At 38.7% G+C, this 18,642-nt stretch carries 16 protein-coding genes; 7 read left to right on the top strand and 9 right to left on the bottom strand.

The annotated features are described in order from the left end of the window. Positions 1–318 precede the first annotated feature (318 nt). Positions 319–2,886, bottom strand: a complete 2,568-nt coding sequence (locus AC4IF5_RS18350; protein ID WP_490737076.1) for a M1 family metallopeptidase — start codon at positions 2,884–2,886, stop codon at positions 319–321. 190 nt (positions 2,887–3,076) lie between these two features. On the opposite strand from AC4IF5_RS18350, the gene AC4IF5_RS18345 reads away from it, so the two are divergent. The 6 genes from AC4IF5_RS18345 to AC4IF5_RS18320 all read left to right on the top strand — a co-directional run bounded on the left by AC4IF5_RS18345 (position 3,077) and on the right by AC4IF5_RS18320 (position 7,055). After that, positions 3,077–3,958 (top strand): cupin-like domain-containing protein, encoded by an 882-nt coding sequence (locus AC4IF5_RS18345; protein WP_490737074.1) that lies wholly within the window; start codon positions 3,077–3,079, stop codon positions 3,956–3,958. Positions 3,959–4,086: 128 nt separating this feature from the next. After that, the gene (locus tag AC4IF5_RS18340; protein ID WP_490737072.1) at positions 4,087–4,800 is read left to right on the top strand and encodes a hypothetical protein; all 714 of its coding nucleotides are present in this window, start codon (positions 4,087–4,089) and stop codon (positions 4,798–4,800) included. An 81-nt stretch (positions 4,801–4,881) separates the two neighbouring features. Beyond that, positions 4,882–5,421 (top strand): TetR/AcrR family transcriptional regulator, encoded by a 540-nt coding sequence (locus tag AC4IF5_RS18335; RefSeq protein ID WP_490737070.1) that lies wholly within the window; start codon positions 4,882–4,884, stop codon positions 5,419–5,421. 46 nt (positions 5,422–5,467) lie between these two features. Continuing rightward, positions 5,468–6,001 carry a Crp/Fnr family transcriptional regulator gene (locus AC4IF5_RS18330; protein WP_490737068.1) on the top strand — a complete coding sequence of 178 codons (534 nt, stop codon included), beginning with the start codon at positions 5,468–5,470 and terminating at the stop codon, positions 5,999–6,001. A 189-nt stretch (positions 6,002–6,190) separates the two neighbouring features. Further along, positions 6,191–6,574: a hypothetical protein gene (locus AC4IF5_RS18325; protein WP_490737066.1), complete on the top strand. Its 384-nt coding sequence runs from the start codon at positions 6,191–6,193 to the stop codon at positions 6,572–6,574. Between the two features lie 91 nt (positions 6,575–6,665). Then, complete coding sequence (locus AC4IF5_RS18320) at positions 6,666–7,055, top strand: phytase (protein WP_490737064.1); 390 nt, start codon at positions 6,666–6,668, stop codon at positions 7,053–7,055. A 49-nt stretch (positions 7,056–7,104) separates the two neighbouring features. On the opposite strand, the gene AC4IF5_RS18315 is transcribed toward AC4IF5_RS18320, so the two are convergent. The 8 genes from AC4IF5_RS18315 to AC4IF5_RS18280 all read right to left on the bottom strand — a co-directional run bounded on the left by AC4IF5_RS18315 (position 7,105) and on the right by AC4IF5_RS18280 (position 17,682). Then, entirely contained in the window at positions 7,105–7,827 is a 723-nt protein-coding gene (locus tag AC4IF5_RS18315) for a sterol desaturase family protein (protein WP_490737062.1), read from the bottom strand. 336 nt (positions 7,828–8,163) lie between these two features. Beyond that, entirely contained in the window at positions 8,164–8,433 is a 270-nt protein-coding gene (locus tag AC4IF5_RS18310) for a hypothetical protein (RefSeq protein WP_490737061.1), read from the bottom strand. A 47-nt stretch (positions 8,434–8,480) separates the two neighbouring features. Then, positions 8,481–9,833, bottom strand: coding sequence for a S41 family peptidase (locus AC4IF5_RS18305; RefSeq protein ID WP_490737059.1), 1,353 nt, complete (start codon positions 9,831–9,833; stop codon positions 8,481–8,483). Positions 9,834–9,840: 7 nt separating this feature from the next. Beyond that, a complete protein-coding gene (locus AC4IF5_RS18300) occupies positions 9,841–10,581 on the bottom strand; it encodes a hypothetical protein (protein WP_490737057.1) in 741 nt (246 codons plus the stop codon). Between the two features lie 174 nt (positions 10,582–10,755). Next, complete coding sequence (locus AC4IF5_RS18295; RefSeq protein WP_490737056.1) at positions 10,756–11,679, bottom strand: T9SS type A sorting domain-containing protein; 924 nt, start codon at positions 11,677–11,679, stop codon at positions 10,756–10,758. Between the two features lie 78 nt (positions 11,680–11,757). Continuing rightward, positions 11,758–13,056 (bottom strand): beta-helix domain-containing protein, encoded by a 1,299-nt coding sequence (locus AC4IF5_RS18290; protein ID WP_490737054.1) that lies wholly within the window; start codon positions 13,054–13,056, stop codon positions 11,758–11,760. Positions 13,057–13,404: 348 nt separating this feature from the next. After that, positions 13,405–16,686 (bottom strand): TonB-dependent receptor, encoded by a 3,282-nt coding sequence (locus AC4IF5_RS18285; protein ID WP_490737053.1) that lies wholly within the window; start codon positions 16,684–16,686, stop codon positions 13,405–13,407. A 48-nt stretch (positions 16,687–16,734) separates the two neighbouring features. Continuing rightward, the gene (locus tag AC4IF5_RS18280; RefSeq protein WP_490737051.1) at positions 16,735–17,682 is read right to left on the bottom strand and encodes a FecR family protein; all 948 of its coding nucleotides are present in this window, start codon (positions 17,680–17,682) and stop codon (positions 16,735–16,737) included. A gap of 241 nt (positions 17,683–17,923) precedes the next feature. Between AC4IF5_RS18280 and AC4IF5_RS18275 the strand changes: the two genes are divergently transcribed. Continuing rightward, entirely contained in the window at positions 17,924–18,550 is a 627-nt protein-coding gene (locus tag AC4IF5_RS18275) for an RNA polymerase sigma factor (protein WP_490737049.1), read from the top strand. The last annotated feature ends 92 nt before the right edge of the window (positions 18,551–18,642 follow it).

Raw genomic sequence — 18,642 nt, 5'->3', positions numbered from 1 at the left:
TTTAATAAAAACTATGGAAATACCTATTTATTAATCCTATTTTTTTAAATGGTTAAAATTTAAGTGCATTCAACTCACTGAAATCTCCTTTCCGGTATATTTTTTCAGTCTTTCCATTTTGCAACAATCGAAGATTTCCACCCTCCTAAGGAATGACAAATCAAAAATAAAAATCTTTCCACCGGTGCGGACGTTCCTCCCGTACCAATTGATAACATAATTATAAGTTGACATCCAATTGCTCTGAAAAAGCGAAATTTTCAATATGGCAATAACAAATAAGGCATTGAAATAATTAGATCCCTATCAAAGAATGAATCAATCTGCTACCAATGTCTGAGCTCTTTTCAGGTTATCCGTAGCCTGTAAGATTTTATTCTTCAGGATGGTATTATAATCCGGATTTTGCAAAAGAAACTGATTCACCACTTCAAGGGCTTTCGGATCCTTATAATTGCCAAACGTGGAACGAAGCCAATTGTCCGGGAAAAAGATATCTCCTGTTCTTTGGATCTCCTGCAACAGGTCTAAAGTTTTCGGAAGATAATGAATGGACGTCTTTTGTCTCAATGGATGATGTAAATAAGACAATGCAGCTCCAACAGCCGACTCATTGGTTCTGTTCTGCTTTTGAATAAGACCGTTAAAAAAGTCATCACGAACTTTTTGATCCGAAGCAGCCGCTTTCATAATGATCTTAAAACGGTTTGCACGGTCCGGATTCTTAATTCTGGTTAACTGTTCCTGTAATAATTCGTTATTGTCTTTATTTCGCAGTGATAAGGAAAGAGCAAGACCGGTGAAATCATCATCATTCAGGGAAACATCCTGAGGCGGAGTCTGGAATTTCCATATTTTATACAGGTTATCGTATGCCTGCTGAGTTTGAAAAATTCCCTGATAGCAATCGAACAAAATCTTTTTATTATTTTTTGCCGTTTGTGTCTGTAATGCTTTCCATATTATATTTTCTAAATTTTCAGTTTCTTTTATCCTTTTATTTTCAGGTAAAAATTCCCAATACATCGTATAAATATAGTCGGTGATAAGACGAATATTGAGTTCCGCCGTTTCTTTTGGAAGCTGTCCGGCCAGGAAATGCAATAAATCCTGTGGAGTAATTCCCGAACCGTTCAGCATATTTTCATATAACGAAATATAGGCGCTGGCACGGTGTATGGGCTCTTTTATTGATGAGAAACCAGCCATTACAGTCTTATCAATGCTGAATACGCCATATCCTATGCCTGATGAATTCTGCAGGATAAAAAGAGGCTTCTTTTTTCCCTTTAACTCAGATATTTCCTGCTGTATTCCTGAAAGTCTTACATTAACTTTTTCAACTTTATCAGGATAAAATAAGCTTATTTCAAATTCCTGCGGCCAGATCTTTTGTTCTTTTCCATATTCGGGATGCTGGGAAATCGTAAAAGCTTCGATCTTGCCATCTTTATATCTCACATTGTAATCAATGATAGGTCTTCCGGGATCATTGACCCATACTTTATTCCAGCTTTGCAGGTCTTCCCTGGTGTTTCTGTCCAGAATTTCAATAAGATCCGGCCAGGTTGCATTGCTGTAAGCATATTGTTTAAGATACTCGCCAATTCCCTTCCGGAAGTTCTCTTCTCCGGTCAGCAACTCCAGCTGGCGCATCATAATAGGTGCCTTGTTGTAAATGATCGGTCCGTACATCATTCCTGCATTTTTCAGATTATCCAGAACCTGCCTGATCGGATTGGCTCCCAATGTACGGTCTACAGAATAAGCCGCCGGAAAATGAGTCGTTAAAAATTTCAGATCATAGACCTTTTTATCAGAAGCGGCTCCCGTACTTTTGTCCGCCATAAAATTGGCAAAAACCTCTTTCATCCACACATCATTGAACCAATCCATCGTCACCATATCTCCAAACCAGAGATGGGCGACTTCGTGGGCAATAAGGTTGGAACGGTTGTTCAGCTGATTCTGAGTAGCATTTTTATCTAAGAATAAAGTAGAGTTTTGAAATAAGATTGCTCCGGGATGCTCCATTCCTCCAAACTGAAAATCAGGAACAGCAACCATTCCATGCTTTTGGAAAGGATGTGGAATATCCGTCCATTTTTCAAAATAGTCCAACGAATTCCGGTACAGGGTGAAAATAGAATCCATACTGTTCTTTATTTTCACAGAATCGGTTTCACGGTATAAAATTTTGGAATCCTGAAGGCCAATCTTTTCTGTAAAGGCTTTAAAGTCCCCGGCAGCAAAAGAAAACAGATAGGTAGGAATCAGGTCTGAGGTTTCAAAATAAAGAGTTTTGTTTCCTTGCTGTACGGTTGTTTCTTTAAGTTTGCCATTCGCTATAGCGTTCCATTTTTCCGGGAGCGTTAAAGTCAGGGAATAATTCGCTTTAAGGTTGGGCTGGTCAAAACATGGAAACATGGTTCGGGCCCGATCCGGCACAAATAAGGTGTACAGATAGCCCTCCCTTCTATTCAGGGCTGAATCACCGGCAAGAAAGCTAAATCTGATCTGATTAGATCCTGATTTCAGGTATTTTGCATCAATGATAATATGTTCATTTTCCAGAACCGGCTTTATAGCCTGTCCGTTGACAGAAACAGAGGTCAGGGATGCAGCTTCTTCTTTGAAATCTATTGACAGTGGGACTTCATTTTGTTTTTTATAGTGGAAAGACAGAATCTCTGTTCCGGTAATTCTTTCTGATCTACTTTCAGGAATCTTAAGACTGAGTTCATATTTAATATCACTTAATGTGCTTTTTCTCAACTGAGCCAATTCATATGAGACCCCGGATTCTGATTTGGGCTGGGATTTTATTTGAGCAAAATATCCGTTACTTAAAACGACGAAAGATAATGCGAGTAAACCTTTTTTCATAGATCAAATATAAGAATAGAATCGGAATTGTGATCCAGGGTAGGAAAAACCGGCTTTTCATCCCTCCTTTTATCAGAAGGGTCTATTTATTACAATTTTTTTTCATTTATTTATATTAATTCCAAATAAATCAGATTCTTTCCATTCATTCTCATAAATATTTAATATTTTAGCCTTATAATTGAAACGAATGGGAATAGTCCTTAAACCTATTGATATTGTAGATGATATTTCACAAGAAGATTTTCGTGAAAAATATCTAAAGCCATGCAAGCCAGTGGTAATCAAAAATATGGCAAGAAAATGGCCTGCCTATCAAAAATGGACAATGGAGTACATGAAAGAAGTTGTGGGAGATGTAATAGTGCCCTTATATGACAGCTCCAAAGCTGATCCTGCCGCTCCTATCAATACCCCGACTACCCAAATGCCATTCAGTGAGTATGTAGACCTTATCCAACGGGAACCTACAGACCTCAGGATCTTTTTTTTCGATCCTATTAAATTTGCCCCTAAACTGCTGGATGATTACATTCCGCCCAAAAACCTGATGGGGGGCTTCCTGGATAAATACCCGAGTATGTTCTTCGGAGGTAAGGGTTCGGTAACCTTCCTGCATTATGATATCGATATGCCTCATATCTTCCATACCCATTTTAACGGCAGAAAGCATGTTCTCCTTTTCGAATACAAATGGAAAACCCGTTTATACAAATTACCTTATGCAACCTATGCCCTGGAAGACTACGACATCGCCAATCCGGACTTTGAAAAATTCCCGGCTCTGAATGGAATTGAAGGGATAGAATGCTTTTTGGAACACGGAGATACTTTGTTTATGCCGACCGGCTGGTGGCACTGGATGAAATACCTGGATGGCTCTTTCTCTATTTCGCTGCGTGCCTGGGACAAGAGCTGGGCTGTAAAAGCACATTCCCTTTGGAATCTTGCCATTCAGCGTAACTTTGATAATTTCATGAAAAGAAGATACAAGAAAAGGTATATGGACTGGAAAGAAAGAAAAGCTGTTGAAAAAGCCAATATCGCTTTGAAGAAAGGACTTCCGAAATAACAGCTTCTCCCCACGGTTTATCCTTATTATCAACACACCTGTATTTTTAAAGTTCACCTGTTTTATTTGACAGGCAATCTAAAATTTATTTAAATTGCATATTGAACCTGTTCCCTTAATACTCGTGTATGTTTGAAAAACTGATTGACAGCTTTGAAAAGCTTTGCCTGCAGATCATTATTGAAATTTTGCTGGTTCCCGTGACTATTTACAAATTGTTTCAGGACCCCCGCCGTTGTTATGACTTTTCTGTACATGAAATGGAAAAGGAAGAAACAGAACGCTTCCGGGATTACCTTTCTCCTATCAAGCTTTCGGTTTATACATCGGTAATTGTTTCCGTACTTTTGATGGACTACAGCGGAGAGCAAAACTTTATTTCGAAGATCAAAGAATTGAGTATGGTGGAAAAAGCCTTATTCATATTTCTGATCAATAATTTTACAGCCGTATCATTCAGTGTGATATTATTATGGTATAAGGGGGAAAAGGTAAATACAACAACCTTTCGTACATTACTTTTTTCCTTTATCTATACGACCGTCTATACCTCAACTCCGTTTTTTATATTAATCCTTTCGGCAATGTTTCTGGGACATACGATCAATGTAGAGTCCTATCTGGATCATTTTGATAAACTCAGCACCTATGGCTTCCGGGATTATATATTTTTTGTTGTTTTTCTGGTATTTATCGTTATAGGAATTATTGGTCTCTTTAAGTTATTTAAAGCCCTGCACTATATCCTAAAGGAAAACTTCCGGTATCACTCTTATATCGTATGGTTCTTTACCTTATTGTTTTTTCTTATACAGCTTTATTACTCAAGAGGATTCATGTAAAAACCGGCTTAAGCATTTACAGTAAGGATTAATGACCAGTCTGTTCCTATTTTATTTAAATTTGTAAAAACATTTATCTCCATGGCAAAACCCCGGGAAAGAATATTAGATACCGCCATGATTCTGTTTCACAGACAAGGCTATAACAATACCGGTATCAACCAGATCATTGATGATGCTGACGTATCTAAAGCAAGCTTTTACCAGCATTTCAAATCAAAAGACGATTTGTGTATCGAATTTCTCGACAAAAGATATGCTTACTGGGTATCTGAGCTGGAAAGTTTTGTATCCGGAGCACAGACGCTTGAAGAGAAATTTCTGAAAGCATTTGATTTTCTCATCCATATGAATGAAAAAGAAGACTTCAGAGGCTGCAGCTTTTTGAATATACTATCAGAAATACCGGGTGAAAAAGTAGAAATTCATAATGTAATCCGCCGTCATAAAAAAACATTGAGAGATGCCTTTTACATGGATCTTAACAATGACATTGTATCAGATCATATTTACCTTCTTTTTGAAAGCGCTATCCTTACCAGCCAGCTTTACAGATCAAATGAATTAATCGAAAAATCTAAAATAATAGTAAAAGAGCTGCTCTTATCTTCTTCACACTGAATTTTCTGTCCTTTCAGTTGGTCAAAGAAACCTCATCATCTCAGCCATGCAAATACCCGACATAGAAGCCTTCATCAATGCTCAAAACCACCTGTTTCAGGAAGTAAAATATCCGGCAAAAACCCTGCTTCTCAACGAAGGTCAGATCTCAGCCAGGATGTTTCTGGTCAAAAGCGGGGCATTAAGGGAATATTTTTACAGCGATGGACGTGAGCTTACCCTTGAATTTATCACAGAAAACCAGGCAGTAGCTTCTTTTGACAGCTTTCTGAACGGAACCCGTAGTGAGTTTCTGATAGAAACCCTGGAACCTTCAGTCGTTTATGAAATCCCCGTTGAAATGTTTCGGGAATGGATGAAAACATTTGAGTTTCAGCAGAATTTCAACATGCTGTTTTACAAACGGTTCAGCGAAATCAGTAAAAGGCTTATGTCCTTTATCAGAGATTCTCCTCAGCAAAGATATGAAGAGCTTCTCAGAAACAGGCCGGAGCTTCTTCTCAGGTTTCCCCAGCATTATATTGCATCCTATCTTGGAATTACCAGTGTTTCACTGAGCAGAATCAGGAACCGCAGATAATACTGTTATCACAAAAGATTTCATTGAAGCGCTTTAATTCACATAAGGAGAAAATCAAGGCTTAAGGGCATTTTTTATGATCATTTTTTTTTGAAAGCATCAAATCGTTTTATCAACGGTAAATTCTTTACAATTGTTATCGTTCGGTCATCAAACCCGGAAGTAATTTTGTTTTAAAATAATAAAGTTATGAAACATTTTATCCAACAGGTTTTCACTGAGGTTCTTGAGAACCCTGTTTTTGATCCGGCCCTGATTGATAAGTACTTTTCCAAACAATATGTCCAGCTTGTAGATCATACCCGGCTGAACTATGACGAATTTGTCCTGCATATCCAAAAGCTGAAAGAAAAGACAGCCGGGCAAAAGGTTGAAATCCTGAACCATGCTGAAAATGGAAATATCATCTTCACCAATCATGTGGTAAGATCTGTATTAAAGGATGGAAGTATGGTATCCCATAAAGTATTGGCTGAATTTACGATTAAGGATGATCAGATTATACGATGTGATGAACTGACCTTTCTGATGGAAGGAGATCATATTGCGAAGAACCTGGGATCTGAAAAGTAAGAGGGGCCATGAATGGAGGTTTCAGGCACGGTTCAGAGGATACTTTAAAAGTTTACAGAACAGCTTTCACCGGTTAATAAAAGCTGTTCTTTTGATTGGGCTACATTTCAGTGGCTTCCATATTGCAGATCCGAACAAGGGAAATGAAGAGTTACTGGTGTTTGGAAAGGGGGATTTTAAGTCTGATGTGGAAGGAATTCCCATTTATCCCACGTCCAAAGAAACGGGATATATTCTGGTCTCCAATCAGCAGAATGATACATTCAATGTATATCTGAGAGAGGATCCTGCAAAAGGAAAAATTGCTAAGATCCCGGTTTCTACAAGTGAAAGCAATGGCTCTGAGGTGGCTCATGTTAATCTGGGAGCTAAGTTTCCCAAAGGAGTATTTGTTGCGATGAGCAATGGCAGAGTATTTCATTTATATGACTGGAGAATCGTTGAAGACAGCATTAAAGCAGCTCTGAGTAAACAGAATTAATGGAAACGCAAAGCTTCATGCTACCTGTGAATATTGTAATTTTCTTCACTCACTTATAAGTTCCGAACAGCCTGTCCCAGATAGAAGTATAAAATCCAAAGTTTTTAGTTCCATCAAGATGGTGCTGATTATGAAATCTGGTCGTTCCAATGAAAAGCCTGTCAAAGGAAGCCGGAAAGAACTCTCTGTTCAGATGCCCTATTGTTCCCCAGATAAGGTTGATCAGCAGGTAAATTGAAACGGAAATAATTGAGAAGTCATATCCCATCAGCAAAACCAATATCATCAATCCGAAACCAACACATTCCAGCGGATGAAGGACAAAAAGGCTCAGATAATTGGTACTTACATGCTCATGATGCTTCCCATGCAGAAGCTTATAGGCAAAAGGTAAATGAACGGCATAATGGAAGAAATACATCAAAAGATCCATCAAAAAAAGCAGTGTGGCAGCTTCTAAAATGACCATAGGTACTGAACCCCCATCTCCAAGTACAATCCAACCATTTTTCCATAAGAGGACACCAATAAGCAACACCAAAGTATTGCAGATAATGGTAAGAAGGCTGAAATAAAAATCTGATCCTGTAACAGGATGGTCCCGTTCCTGCAACATATTTTTGCGGCACGTCTTATCGATGAAAAGATACAGTCCTATTGAAAACAGATAGAGAAGAACATTGATCATAAGACTGAATGCGATCCATTGAAGCCAGGAAAATTTCCAAAACAGATGCAAATAACCGGATAATTCTGTATGATTCAAATCCATAAATTCATCATCTTTCAATTTGATGTCATAAATGTATGAATTTCGGGATAAATAAGTAGGAAAAGCCGGTCAAAACTTAATCTGGAAGAGAACTTTCAGGCTGAAAATCATTAAGAGCCTGTTTAAATTTAATTGCTAATCATTTTGTCTAATTAATTTAATGCTTTATTTTTTTATTTTCCCGCTGATTTTGCCGATTCAGCAGATCATTATTCGTAAATCAAATCAGCGAGATTTGCAAAATCAGCGAGAAATAATATTGTAATACAAATTTAAACAGGCTCTAAGTTTTTTAAATAATAATATTTAAGAGATTGCTTGACCACTATATCATGATTATTTCTGCTTCGCCTTTCTTTTAAGCTCCCGAAGCCTTACAGTAAGTTTTTTTCTGAGATCATTATGATACGCTCTATAATTTCTAATGCTTTGCTCAAGATTCTTCTTATTGAGCAAATACTCATCATACAGATAACTTAATTCTGAGATCTGTGTGCTGATATCGGATGACCGGATTTCAGAATCATCTGCCGCCTCTATCAGCAGGCGGTAATATTCGATACGGCTGGTCAGGCTCGTATGAAGTTTTGGCTCTATTCCCTGCATGGTCTTTTTTTTAATTATTAATTCAGTGTAAATGAAAAGGCGAACTACTATCTTTTCGCACTTTTGCCCACGTCTATAGGAGGTACATCACTCTGGTACAAAATTCTAACTTCTTCGGGAGATATTTCTTTATCTGCGAACTTGAGATAAGTTCCGTTCAGAACAGAAGAAATTAAGGTTTCATCAGGATTCCCCAACGGTAATAAAGGCAATACAGCATATTCATTAACAGCAACCTGTGGTGGAATTCCGTTGCTGTACTCCCCTGCACCATCAGCATTAAAAACCTTATAAATGACAGGATGGATCTGCCAGGGAATTTTTCTGGGTTTACGTCTGTCTTCCACTGTAAATCCGGCCATATCTTTACCTAAAGTCAGATCTCCGATCTGGATAACCTGCAGGTAAGGTTTCAGATTATTGATAACGATCTCAGCTGCAGAAGCTGTACTGTTTGATGTAAGAATATAAATTCTGCTTAATGCCAGTGCATTTGAACGTAATGTATTGAAGTCAATAATTTTAGGTTCATAAGCGATTTGTTGGGAGAAGGTTCTTTTTACTTCACCTCCGTTCTTATTTCCCTTAAAGATAATGAACGGAGAACCGGAGGAAATTCCCGAGGGGATCAGAGCACAAAGAGCCGCCGCCGCAGATACCGATCCTCCATAGTTGTACCGCAGATCAAGGATCAGCTCCTGTACTCCGGCTGCTTTAAATTCTGCAAATTTCTGGTTGAGTACCGGAGTCATCCCGTCCGGGAAGTCATAAATATAAAGATAACCGGTTTTTTTACCATTTTTTTGAAATATTTTAGACAATACAGGCTGTTCAAAAGAGAAACCATAATATACTTTTATCTCCTTCTCATCAACAATATTTCCAGCTTTCCAGTTTCCAACACTAAGATCCAGAACCATAAAATCTTTCATAGATGCAGTCATCATTTCCGCATTAGCTGCTGTCAGTGTCTTTCCATTGATTTTGGTAATGATCATCCCTCTTTCAAGTCCGGCATTGAATGCAGGGGAATTGTTAAGAACCAGTTTAACCACAGTAACTACTTCTCCATTTGCCCGTTGAATAACGGTATAATCAAAGCCATACATATTCCGGATGGAACGGGGATAGCTGGAGGGGTCTTCAGTATTAACGATAAAAGAAAAGCGATCCTGCGGTACCAGCAGACTTTTAAAAAAATCTTTTACCGGAAGATGATAATCAGGCTGTGCGGGCATCTGATCTGCCCAGTAATAATACCTTCTCATACTGTCCTGTACCCAGACATTGACGGATTCTGTACTTCCTTCAGGAAATACAGGTGCTCCTTCATCATTGTTCGTACACGAGATGAGAAGAGCTATGGCGATAATAAGCTGAATTTTTAAAAAGCTGTTCATATTCCGTTTACAGATATTCTGATACATCGATGTCCCCTTTTACCACCCATACTCCATTTTCGGATTTTTCCTGAAGTACGATCATATTAGCTCCCATATGCTGCTTTAACTTAACATTTATTATTTCTGATCCGATATAAGGTTCCGCAGTTCCGGGCTTATAGAGTTCAAGATAGACCGGAGCCGTTGAGCTGAAAGAAGTATAGATTTTTACGGGAGTGAAATTATCCTTTCCAATATCATCAAATTCTGCCAGCACTACTCCATTTTCTCTTTTCAAAACTCCTTTGACGCTTTTCAGAGAGGATCCTGAGTATTCACCCAGGTTCGGGAAAATAAACTCAAAGCCTACTTTTCCCAGATTTACCTGTGGCTTTACAACATTGGTTTGCAAAAAGATATCCGGTAAATTAAAGAAATATAAATTTTTAAAGTCTTCAACATTATCATAGGTAATATTATATTTCATAATTTCCGAGCCTGTTTCATTATTATATATTGCCAGCCTGTTGATCTCTCCCTGATCCAGTACAAACTGAAGCTTGGTTTCTATTTTATTGGTATAGGAAGTTTGTCCGTTAATGGATACAGGTTCCCCGTTAAACTTCAGCTGAATAACATCGGGTTTAGAATATCCTTTAACCGTCACTTCTCCCGGCTTTTGTATTTTATCATACTTCTCCATTACAGTATTGTCTGTACAGGAAAACAATACGGTAAATAATAGTAATGCAAAGATCTTATTCATCTTTAATCTTATTTTGAGCTTTAAAAATATTGCCCCACCCATTGTGCAGGGCAATATATTATTATAAAAAAACTAATTGGATATGTTCCGGACGTCCTTTCTTTTTCAAAGACAGACCTCCTTTATTGTATATTTAAAATTTCATAGTATTCTAAAGAACAGTTTTTGTTTTTACTATTTTTTTATAAAATTCAGCCGCTCTGTGATTTTTCCATCCGTCACTTCCGCTATATATATCCCTTCAGATAAACCTTCTATATGGATAGACCTGGAATACGGAGCCGTAAGGACTTTCTGCCCGGCCCCATTATAGATATTAACCACTGTTGTGCTTTCTTTTAATACCGGACTAAGCTTTAGTAATAAGTATTCTTTTACCGGGTTTTCTGCTATCTTCGTCAGATTCTCTTTATTTTTGATATCCTTTGTATTCAGGAATGATGTAGCATAAATAGCCATTTCATCTATATTGATATTCTGGATATTATTACCGTTCGGCTTTCTGTTTGACCACATTCCTATATAGATTTTCTTTCCTGCAAAAGCTGAAAGATCGATAAGATTTTCTACAAACTGAGTAAGATCAGCCGGAAAAGGATTGTCTGATCCCCCCACCTGTATCTTATATGGACTTGGCAAATCATTTCCTGACGCATCTATTGTCATAGCCTGAAAATCAGCCAAATCCGGAACCTCTTTTTGAGGAGTACTTACAAAGATGTAAAGATCCCGTCCAAGAATGGTATGTGTAGCTCTCTGTCTTCCGATATAGGCAGCAAGAGTGATTGTTCCTGCAGTATTGGTAAGATCTATCTGAGGAGAAATGATCCAGTCATTTTCTGTGGCAAATCCTGTAGCACTTCCAGTCGGCACCAGGCTCATAGAATGTCTGAGAACCCCCGTACTTCCATAAACCAAAGAAGTACCGTTGTGATAAATATTCTGTCCCTGAATCCATCCGTTGTTATTGTTATTCAGATCATGGAACGTCCATCCCTGAAGATCAGCAGGAGTATCAAAGGTATTTTCCCACACCAGGGATTGCGCCATAGCCAGTTGAGACAAAAAAAGAACAGATGATAAAATTATTTTTTTCATGATACTGATTATTAAGATTTTTCTAAAGAATAAAAGCAAGGAATCAGCATACACTGTTTCCCTGCTTTTGAAGTTTTTTTATTCTACAATCGCAAAATTGTATTTTGTCCAGGTTCCCTGGAATCCTCCGCAGTTTCTTGGAGATACGTTCCAGCTTCCTTCATTAAAGAACGGCTGGCTCATTCCCCATAATGCAGCTGTACTTCCTGTAAGAAGATTGGCAGCAGGGATTCCGGCAGTACCTGCTCCTATAACGGAAGTGGTAAAGCCGTGAACCTGAATTGAAGAAAGATTAGATGCTGAAGAAAGTTCAGACCCTGTTCCTTCTACCCTGATTCCTACAGGATATCCTGTTACTACAGCGTTATTTAAAGTTAATTTACCATTTCTTCTGATGTGGATTGCATTTTCGTATGCTGCTCCCTGCCCTGATGTTCCGAATTTAGCTCCTATGATGGTAAGATTGTTGATAACAGGGTTTGTAATCAGTGAGGTAGCTGTCCCTGTTGCATTGTTATCCAGCTCAATACCGTTAGAATCAGGGCTTCCACCGCTTACAGTATGTGCCGAATTGTAATCAGCTAAAGAAAGGGCGCAGGTAATGGTTCCGGTATATCCATTGTCAAAATCAAAATTATCATCTTCTGCAGCAAAAGAGATCAGATTGGAAGCATTAACCGTTCCTCCGAAAAATTCGAAAGAATCATCCTGCCCATAAGATACCTGGATATGATCTAAAGTCGTTCCATTTCCAACACCGCCCAGGGTTAAAGCGTTCACTTCATTACCTGAGTTCGCTCCCACGAAGTCATAACCCGCAAACTCGATACGTACATATTTCACTGTTCCTGCATTATGAGAAGGGTTGGTACCTCCGAAATAGTAATCGCTACCGCTTAATCCTTCGATCGTTGTTGTAGAAGGTACATTGGTAGGAGCATCACCTAAAAGGATAACTCCTCCGAAATCACCTGGAGAGGCTGTTGTATCTTCGTCTCCATCCAAAAGGTTGTAGCTTGTAAAAACAATCGGCTGAGATTCAGTTCCTGTAGCATTGATCTTACCTGTTTTAGTAATAACCAGGATCCCTGAACCTTCCCCTGATGCATTAGGTTTTGCTTTGATAAAAGTTCCGGGCTGGATCGTAAGTGTTGCTCCATTCTTAACGGCTACAGTACCATCAAGCTCTATTACACCGCTCCATGTGGTGTTGGAAGTAATCGGACCACTCACTGTAGTGACAGGAAGTGAAGAGGCTGTAAGGTATTCAGCTGAAGTAGGTTTCATCTCGAAGGGAGTTGAAGAGTCTGCTATATGATCGTTTTGACAAGCAGTAAGAGATAATGCAGCAGCTGCAATCAGAGTTAATCTTTTCATTGTTATAATTTTAATAGATCCGGCTGTATATTTTGTATCCGGAAATTTTTAATATTCAGAAATATCCGCCTCTATATTTCTGCGATTTGGTTTTTGTTGCCCTGTGCATCCCAGGAGGAGCTGGTCTGCCGGGTTCCCTGTGGATCCGTTACTGCCCGGGAAAATACAGCAACGTCCGGTTTTTGGCTGCCCAGGTACTGCTGTGCGCATCATCAGTACTGATCCGGGTCATGTTCAGGCTACCGAAACCTGTACATTTCTATATCAAGAGCTCTTTATCTTTTCAAAGCAGGAAGCCAGATATCCAAAATCTCTGCTTTTAAAATCTTATTCTACAACAGTAAGTGATCAAAAAGTATAATTCACACTTAGCCCGAATATCCTTCCACTATAAGCACGAAACAGAATTTTGTCAATATTCCTGTCATACTTATTCGTTGCCCCGGGCAGCAGTTCCATAGATTCTCTTACTGTTTCCAGATTACTTCCCGCATCTTTTTTGCTGACATAGGAATTAAAATTGTTATAATATTCTTTTACCCTGTTGAAAAGGTTTCTGACGTTCAGCTTCACTTCAAGGTTTCTGCTCCTGAGGAATTTATAAGAGACCTGTGCGTCTGCCACAGCATACGCCCGTTGTATTTCCTCTCCGTTATAGGCATATCCTACTGTGATATACTGGTCACCTTTCGCATTATACAAAAAGCTCAGCCCCAATCTTTCCCCATCATACATTAATCCTAAATTATAGGCATAAGGGGTCTGCCCGTAAAGCGGTCTGTCCACTTCATAGGTAGCATCGCCGTCTCCATTCTTTTCCCTGTCTTTAAAGGCTATTACTTTGGTATCATTGCAGGTAAAATTTCCACTAACAAAAAGCTTTGATAAAAAAGAGTCCGGAGCAATAAAGCCTAAATTCTTTCTCACTTCCGCTTCCAGCCCTTTCAGCTTCGCATTTTTTGAATTCCCATTATAGAGGTAAAGATTCCCTTCATTGGAGATGAAACCTTCACGCTCAATAGGATGATCTATGTTCTTATAATATATTCCTGCAGAGAATATTTCTCCCAGCCCCGGAAACCATTCAAATTTAAAATCATAATTATTCACCACAGACGATACCATTTCTGTATTATAGATCTGACCATTGGCTATCGGATCAAAATAGGGCAATCCTGTTCTTTCATTAAACTGGGGGCGAATTACAGTTTTGCCGTAAGCCAACCTCAGATTCATTTTATTGGTAGGGCTGTAAGTGAAATTGGCAGAGGGCATCCATTGCCATGGCTGATCATCAATGCCATATCGGGTAAAATTCCTGGAATCCTGATCTTCCAACTGCTGAGAAATAAGGTCATATTTAAAATATTCAGCCCGTAATCCCCAGACCAACCGGAATTTATTTTTCCAACGGTTATCAAACATCACATACATGGCGTGCTGCTCCACCTTACCTTCATATTTGTCGTTACTGTACAGAGGCCTTGTCTGCCAACCGATTCCTCCGGGTATATAATGGGACCCATCGAACCAATCGGCAAGAGCCCCGTATAAGCTTAGAATATTGGGATTCGAAACATTCCTGTTTTCATCAACCCTCAGCAAAAACTTCTGCTGCCGGTTTGTATTAGTCTTTGAAGCCCCGGCATAGCCTATTTTTATATCGTTTTTAAAATTCTCCCTGTCCAGATTCCATTTGAAAGAAGCTCCATAATTGTAATCCGTTTCTTTACTGGCAATATATCCTCTTGCAAAGCCACTTGAGGAATTATTGATCTCATGATAGCTTAAGATTTCACGTCCTACAAAGCTATACAGAGTCTCGTGCAGGGTATAATCTTTGGTATCTGATGAAACTCCCGTTCTGGCGGCAAACCAGTTGATTTCCATATTTCCGGACTTATGATTCCCCTCCAGTTTATTCTGCAAAAACATCTGATAAACAGGATAATTCGTATTTCCGGTGAAAGGCTTATCTAAAAACTGAATTTGTGAAGGATCATTATCAGGAATAATTCCATGATAAAAATAATTATACGAAGCCTCAGCATTGGCAGGAAGACCGCTTCCGCTTGTATATTCGTCCCAGCCTGTAATTCTTGTGAGTGTATTATCATAAATATGGGTGTATGAATTACGAAAGGAGATTCTGCTTTTATTGAGCTGTAACCCGAAATTAAGCATTCCGGCTACAGTAGAATTATAATTATAGGATGCTCCCTGGTTTTTAAAATTATAGAAAGGAATTTTTCCATCGGCATCAGGTACTCCGGTCGTATCCAGCCAGTTTCCCCTTCCTGTATGGTCAATATCCAGTTTATTCTGTTCATTTCTGATAATAAACGCTCCGGCAAATCCCCACTTGTTATTGTTTTTAAGAGCATAAGTTCTTCCTAATGCCAATTGTAAACCGGAACCCATATCTCCTTTTGTCTTATACGTGGTGAAATTGTCATTCGTAAATTGCCTGGACTGCTCAAAAAACACGGGATTATTCCAGCTCATCGCTTCAAGCCCTTTCGGGAAATCTCTTGTTCCGTCGTCATATCCGAAATAATCATATTTACCTCTTTTACGGGTAAGAAATTCTTTAAATGCTGACTGGTCATTATAGGATGTTCCCATGCTTACTGTTGTGAAGTTTTCATTGGGAATATCTTTTGTTCTTACTTCCACGTAACCTCCGGCAAAATTGGCATTCATATCAGGCGTTGCAGATTTACTCACCACTACACTTTCTACCATGGCCGTAGGAATAATATCAAAAGAGAAATTCTGATTATATGTTTCTGTGCTTGGCAAGCTGATCCCGTCCATGGCAGCTGTATTCCAACGTTCTCCCATAGACCGCACAACTACATATTTATTATCAATGGTGGTGATCCCCGTTACTCTTTTTAAGGTTCCTCCCACATCATTATCAGGTGTTTTAGCGATCTGCTCCGCAGAAATTCCGTCGCTCATCTGTGCCGCTTTTTTCTGCTGAGCCAGTAATCCGGCCTGGGTATCGGCTTTGCGTGTAGCAGTAACGACCACTTCTTTAATGTCTGTAATTTTATCAGAAGCTCTGTTCAATGCGAATGAAACTGTACTGGTCTCTCTGTTGATGACCGTCAGTTTTTCTACCCGAAGCGTATAATACTTAGCTGCTTTGATGGTCAGGTTATAGATTCCTGAAGGAAGATCTACTGAAAAATCACCATTATTATCTGTTACAATGGTTTTTCCTGCAATGCTAACCTCTGCTCCTGCAACAGGATTTCCCACGTCGTCAACTATTTTCCCGGAGATTCGTCCGTTTCCCGGCATTGAAACATTAGAACGCTCATATTTTATTGAAATAAGATCTCCATGGAGACGGAATACTACAGGAAGTCCGTTGATGATATCTTTCAGGCAGTTATTGACAGAGGAATTTTCACATTTTACTCCTTTTACCTTCAGCTCCTTAATGTCTACTTTTGAATAGGCCAGCCTCATCCCTGTTTTTCCGGCAAATTCTTCCAAAACTTCAATTAATGACCTGCTTGACGGTACTGAAAATGATACTTTCTGAACCAGCTCCTGCGCTTCTGACGCAACAGTAAAAAATAACGCCGCTATGGTAAGACCACATTTCAAACTTTTCATACGTGAGTGTTCTCTTTGATTAAAGATTATCTGATTATTACTTTTTAATTATTTTCTGAGGGTGTATGTATTATCTTTTTTCTGTACTTCAAATCCCAGTATAAAGGCCAGTGATTCAATATTCTCTCCCATTGTACCGCCTGTAAAATCTGCGGTGATCTTTTTATTTTCAGCTTCTTTCGGATAATAGATCTTTGTACTGTAATTGCCTTCCAGAACCATAATAACTTCTTTTAAAGGAACATCGTTAAAACTTAATGACAGAAGCTCAGGAACCTGCTTTCCTACAGTTTTGGAAGGAGCAAATGAAATGACAGCAGTAGTACGGGCCACTCCAAGATTGGTCCATTTCTGATGAGGTTTAAGATAAGAAACAGGAACTCCTTCAGACGATACAGCGACCTTACCTTCGTAAAGATCCACAGCCTTTTTCCTTCCGGATTGGGTAATTTTAAATACTGTTCCCAATACTCTGGTACTGAATCCGTCTGCGTGCACAATGAAAGGATGCGCTTTTGATTTTGCTATGAAAAAAACGGCATCCCCTTTCAGATTTACTACTCTGGTAGAGGCAGGAAATGATTTTGCGACAGTAAGCTTTGCACCGGGCAATAAGGTAATAACAGACCCGTCTTCAAGATGAACGATACGGTTTCCCTGTCCGGCAAGGTAAACATCCGGCCTGATAAATGTATGATAAGTAAAGAACCCTCCTAATGAAAACAGCAGGACAATTATCGCTGCGATCCTATAGACTTTCTTTTGAAAGCTTCTTCCATATTTTTTTCTTTCAGGTAGTTCAAAATAATGTTCGAGGCCGGCAAGGACTCTTTCTCTCACCTCTATTCTATGAAATGGGTCCAGATCTTTTTCTGCATGGTTCTTCCATTCCTTTAAAATCTCGTTTTCTTTTTCAGAGATCTTATGCCCCGAAACTTCCCGCTCCCACAATTTGAAAACAAAAGTCTCAATATTTTTATAGTTCAGATGTTTCATAAAATTTTCATCGTATTCACAGATGCTTCTACCTATAAGACTGTGAAAATGAAAAACTTCCCCAGAGAATTCTTAACGTTTTGTTTATATTGAGATAGTAATTTGGATTATTTTCAACCTATTTTACATTTATTCAACATTAGATTCATATTTGAGCATCGATTTTCAGAAATATTTAACTTTACCATAACCAAAGTTCACAAAAAGTTAATTTTCCTTTAGGTAATTTTGTTGGAACAATATGGACCTAACAGACTATACTTTATTAAGGAAAATAAAATCAGGCGACCGCCCTGCATTTATGATGCTGTATGACCGGTATTGGGATGGTCTTTACAGCTTTGTTTTTGTAAGAACCAGGGACAAAGAGGTTTCGGAAGAGCTGCTTCAGAATCTATGGGTAAAGATCCTTGAAAATACGGATACCATACAAACAGATGAATCGGAAAGCGCGAAAGGATATCTGCTCCGCCATCTGCATTATCGGATACTGGATTACTATAATAGCTATAAGAAATCCCCTTCAACACTAAGTATTGACGAGTTTGACTTGCCTGTAGAAATGGATATTTCAGATACAGAATACTTTGAGATTCTGGAAGAAAATGAAATCTCAGCTTTATTGTCCATGATTGATAAAGTGGTATCACAGCTTTCCCCAACAGAGCAGCAGGTATATGATATGAGGATCCGGAAAAATAAGTCTGTAGACGAAACAGCTAAAGCCTTAGGAATAAGCAATAAAACCGTAAGCAATAAATTGAGCAAAGCTTTGGGCGAAATCAGGGAACAGCTAAGCCCGGAATATCAGTCTTCTAAAAAACTGGTTTCTATCCTGATGCTGATGGAAATATTGACAAGGTATTGATCAGTATGAGTAATGATTTACCATGTAACCGGCAATCAAATATAATGGTTATAACAATTCACTGCTAAGCAGATTCACTATTCACCACCCGC

This window comes from Chryseobacterium sp. UF-290, from assembly GCF_058245615.1.
Note: the sequence above shows the minus strand (reverse complement) of the source record. Positions and strands in the feature narration are given on the sequence as shown.

Excerpts from the sequence above, each read along its gene's own strand:
- AC4IF5_RS18350 (WP_490737076.1), bottom strand. The coding sequence starts at position 2,886 with ATGAAAAAAGGTTTACTCGCATTATCTTTCGTCGTTTTAAGTAACGGA.
- AC4IF5_RS18345 (WP_490737074.1), top strand. The coding sequence starts at position 3,077 with ATGGGAATAGTCCTTAAACCTATTGATATTGTAGATGATATTTCACAA.
- AC4IF5_RS18340 (WP_490737072.1), top strand. The coding sequence starts at position 4,087 with ATGTTTGAAAAACTGATTGACAGCTTTGAAAAGCTTTGCCTGCAGATC.
- AC4IF5_RS18335 (WP_490737070.1), top strand. The coding sequence starts at position 4,882 with ATGGCAAAACCCCGGGAAAGAATATTAGATACCGCCATGATTCTGTTT.
- AC4IF5_RS18330 (WP_490737068.1), top strand. The coding sequence starts at position 5,468 with ATGCAAATACCCGACATAGAAGCCTTCATCAATGCTCAAAACCACCTG.
- AC4IF5_RS18325 (WP_490737066.1), top strand. The coding sequence starts at position 6,191 with ATGAAACATTTTATCCAACAGGTTTTCACTGAGGTTCTTGAGAACCCT.
- AC4IF5_RS18315 (WP_490737062.1), bottom strand. The coding sequence starts at position 7,827 with ATGGATTTGAATCATACAGAATTATCCGGTTATTTGCATCTGTTTTGG.
- AC4IF5_RS18310 (WP_490737061.1), bottom strand. The coding sequence starts at position 8,433 with ATGCAGGGAATAGAGCCAAAACTTCATACGAGCCTGACCAGCCGTATC.
- AC4IF5_RS18305 (WP_490737059.1), bottom strand. The coding sequence starts at position 9,833 with ATGAACAGCTTTTTAAAAATTCAGCTTATTATCGCCATAGCTCTTCTC.
- AC4IF5_RS18300 (WP_490737057.1), bottom strand. The coding sequence starts at position 10,581 with ATGAATAAGATCTTTGCATTACTATTATTTACCGTATTGTTTTCCTGT.
- AC4IF5_RS18295 (WP_490737056.1), bottom strand. The coding sequence starts at position 11,679 with ATGAAAAAAATAATTTTATCATCTGTTCTTTTTTTGTCTCAACTGGCT.
- AC4IF5_RS18290 (WP_490737054.1), bottom strand. The coding sequence starts at position 13,056 with ATGAAAAGATTAACTCTGATTGCAGCTGCTGCATTATCTCTTACTGCT.
- AC4IF5_RS18285 (WP_490737053.1), bottom strand. The coding sequence starts at position 16,686 with ATGAAAAGTTTGAAATGTGGTCTTACCATAGCGGCGTTATTTTTTACT.
- AC4IF5_RS18280 (WP_490737051.1), bottom strand. The coding sequence starts at position 17,682 with ATGAAACATCTGAACTATAAAAATATTGAGACTTTTGTTTTCAAATTG.
- AC4IF5_RS18275 (WP_490737049.1), top strand. The coding sequence starts at position 17,924 with ATGGACCTAACAGACTATACTTTATTAAGGAAAATAAAATCAGGCGAC.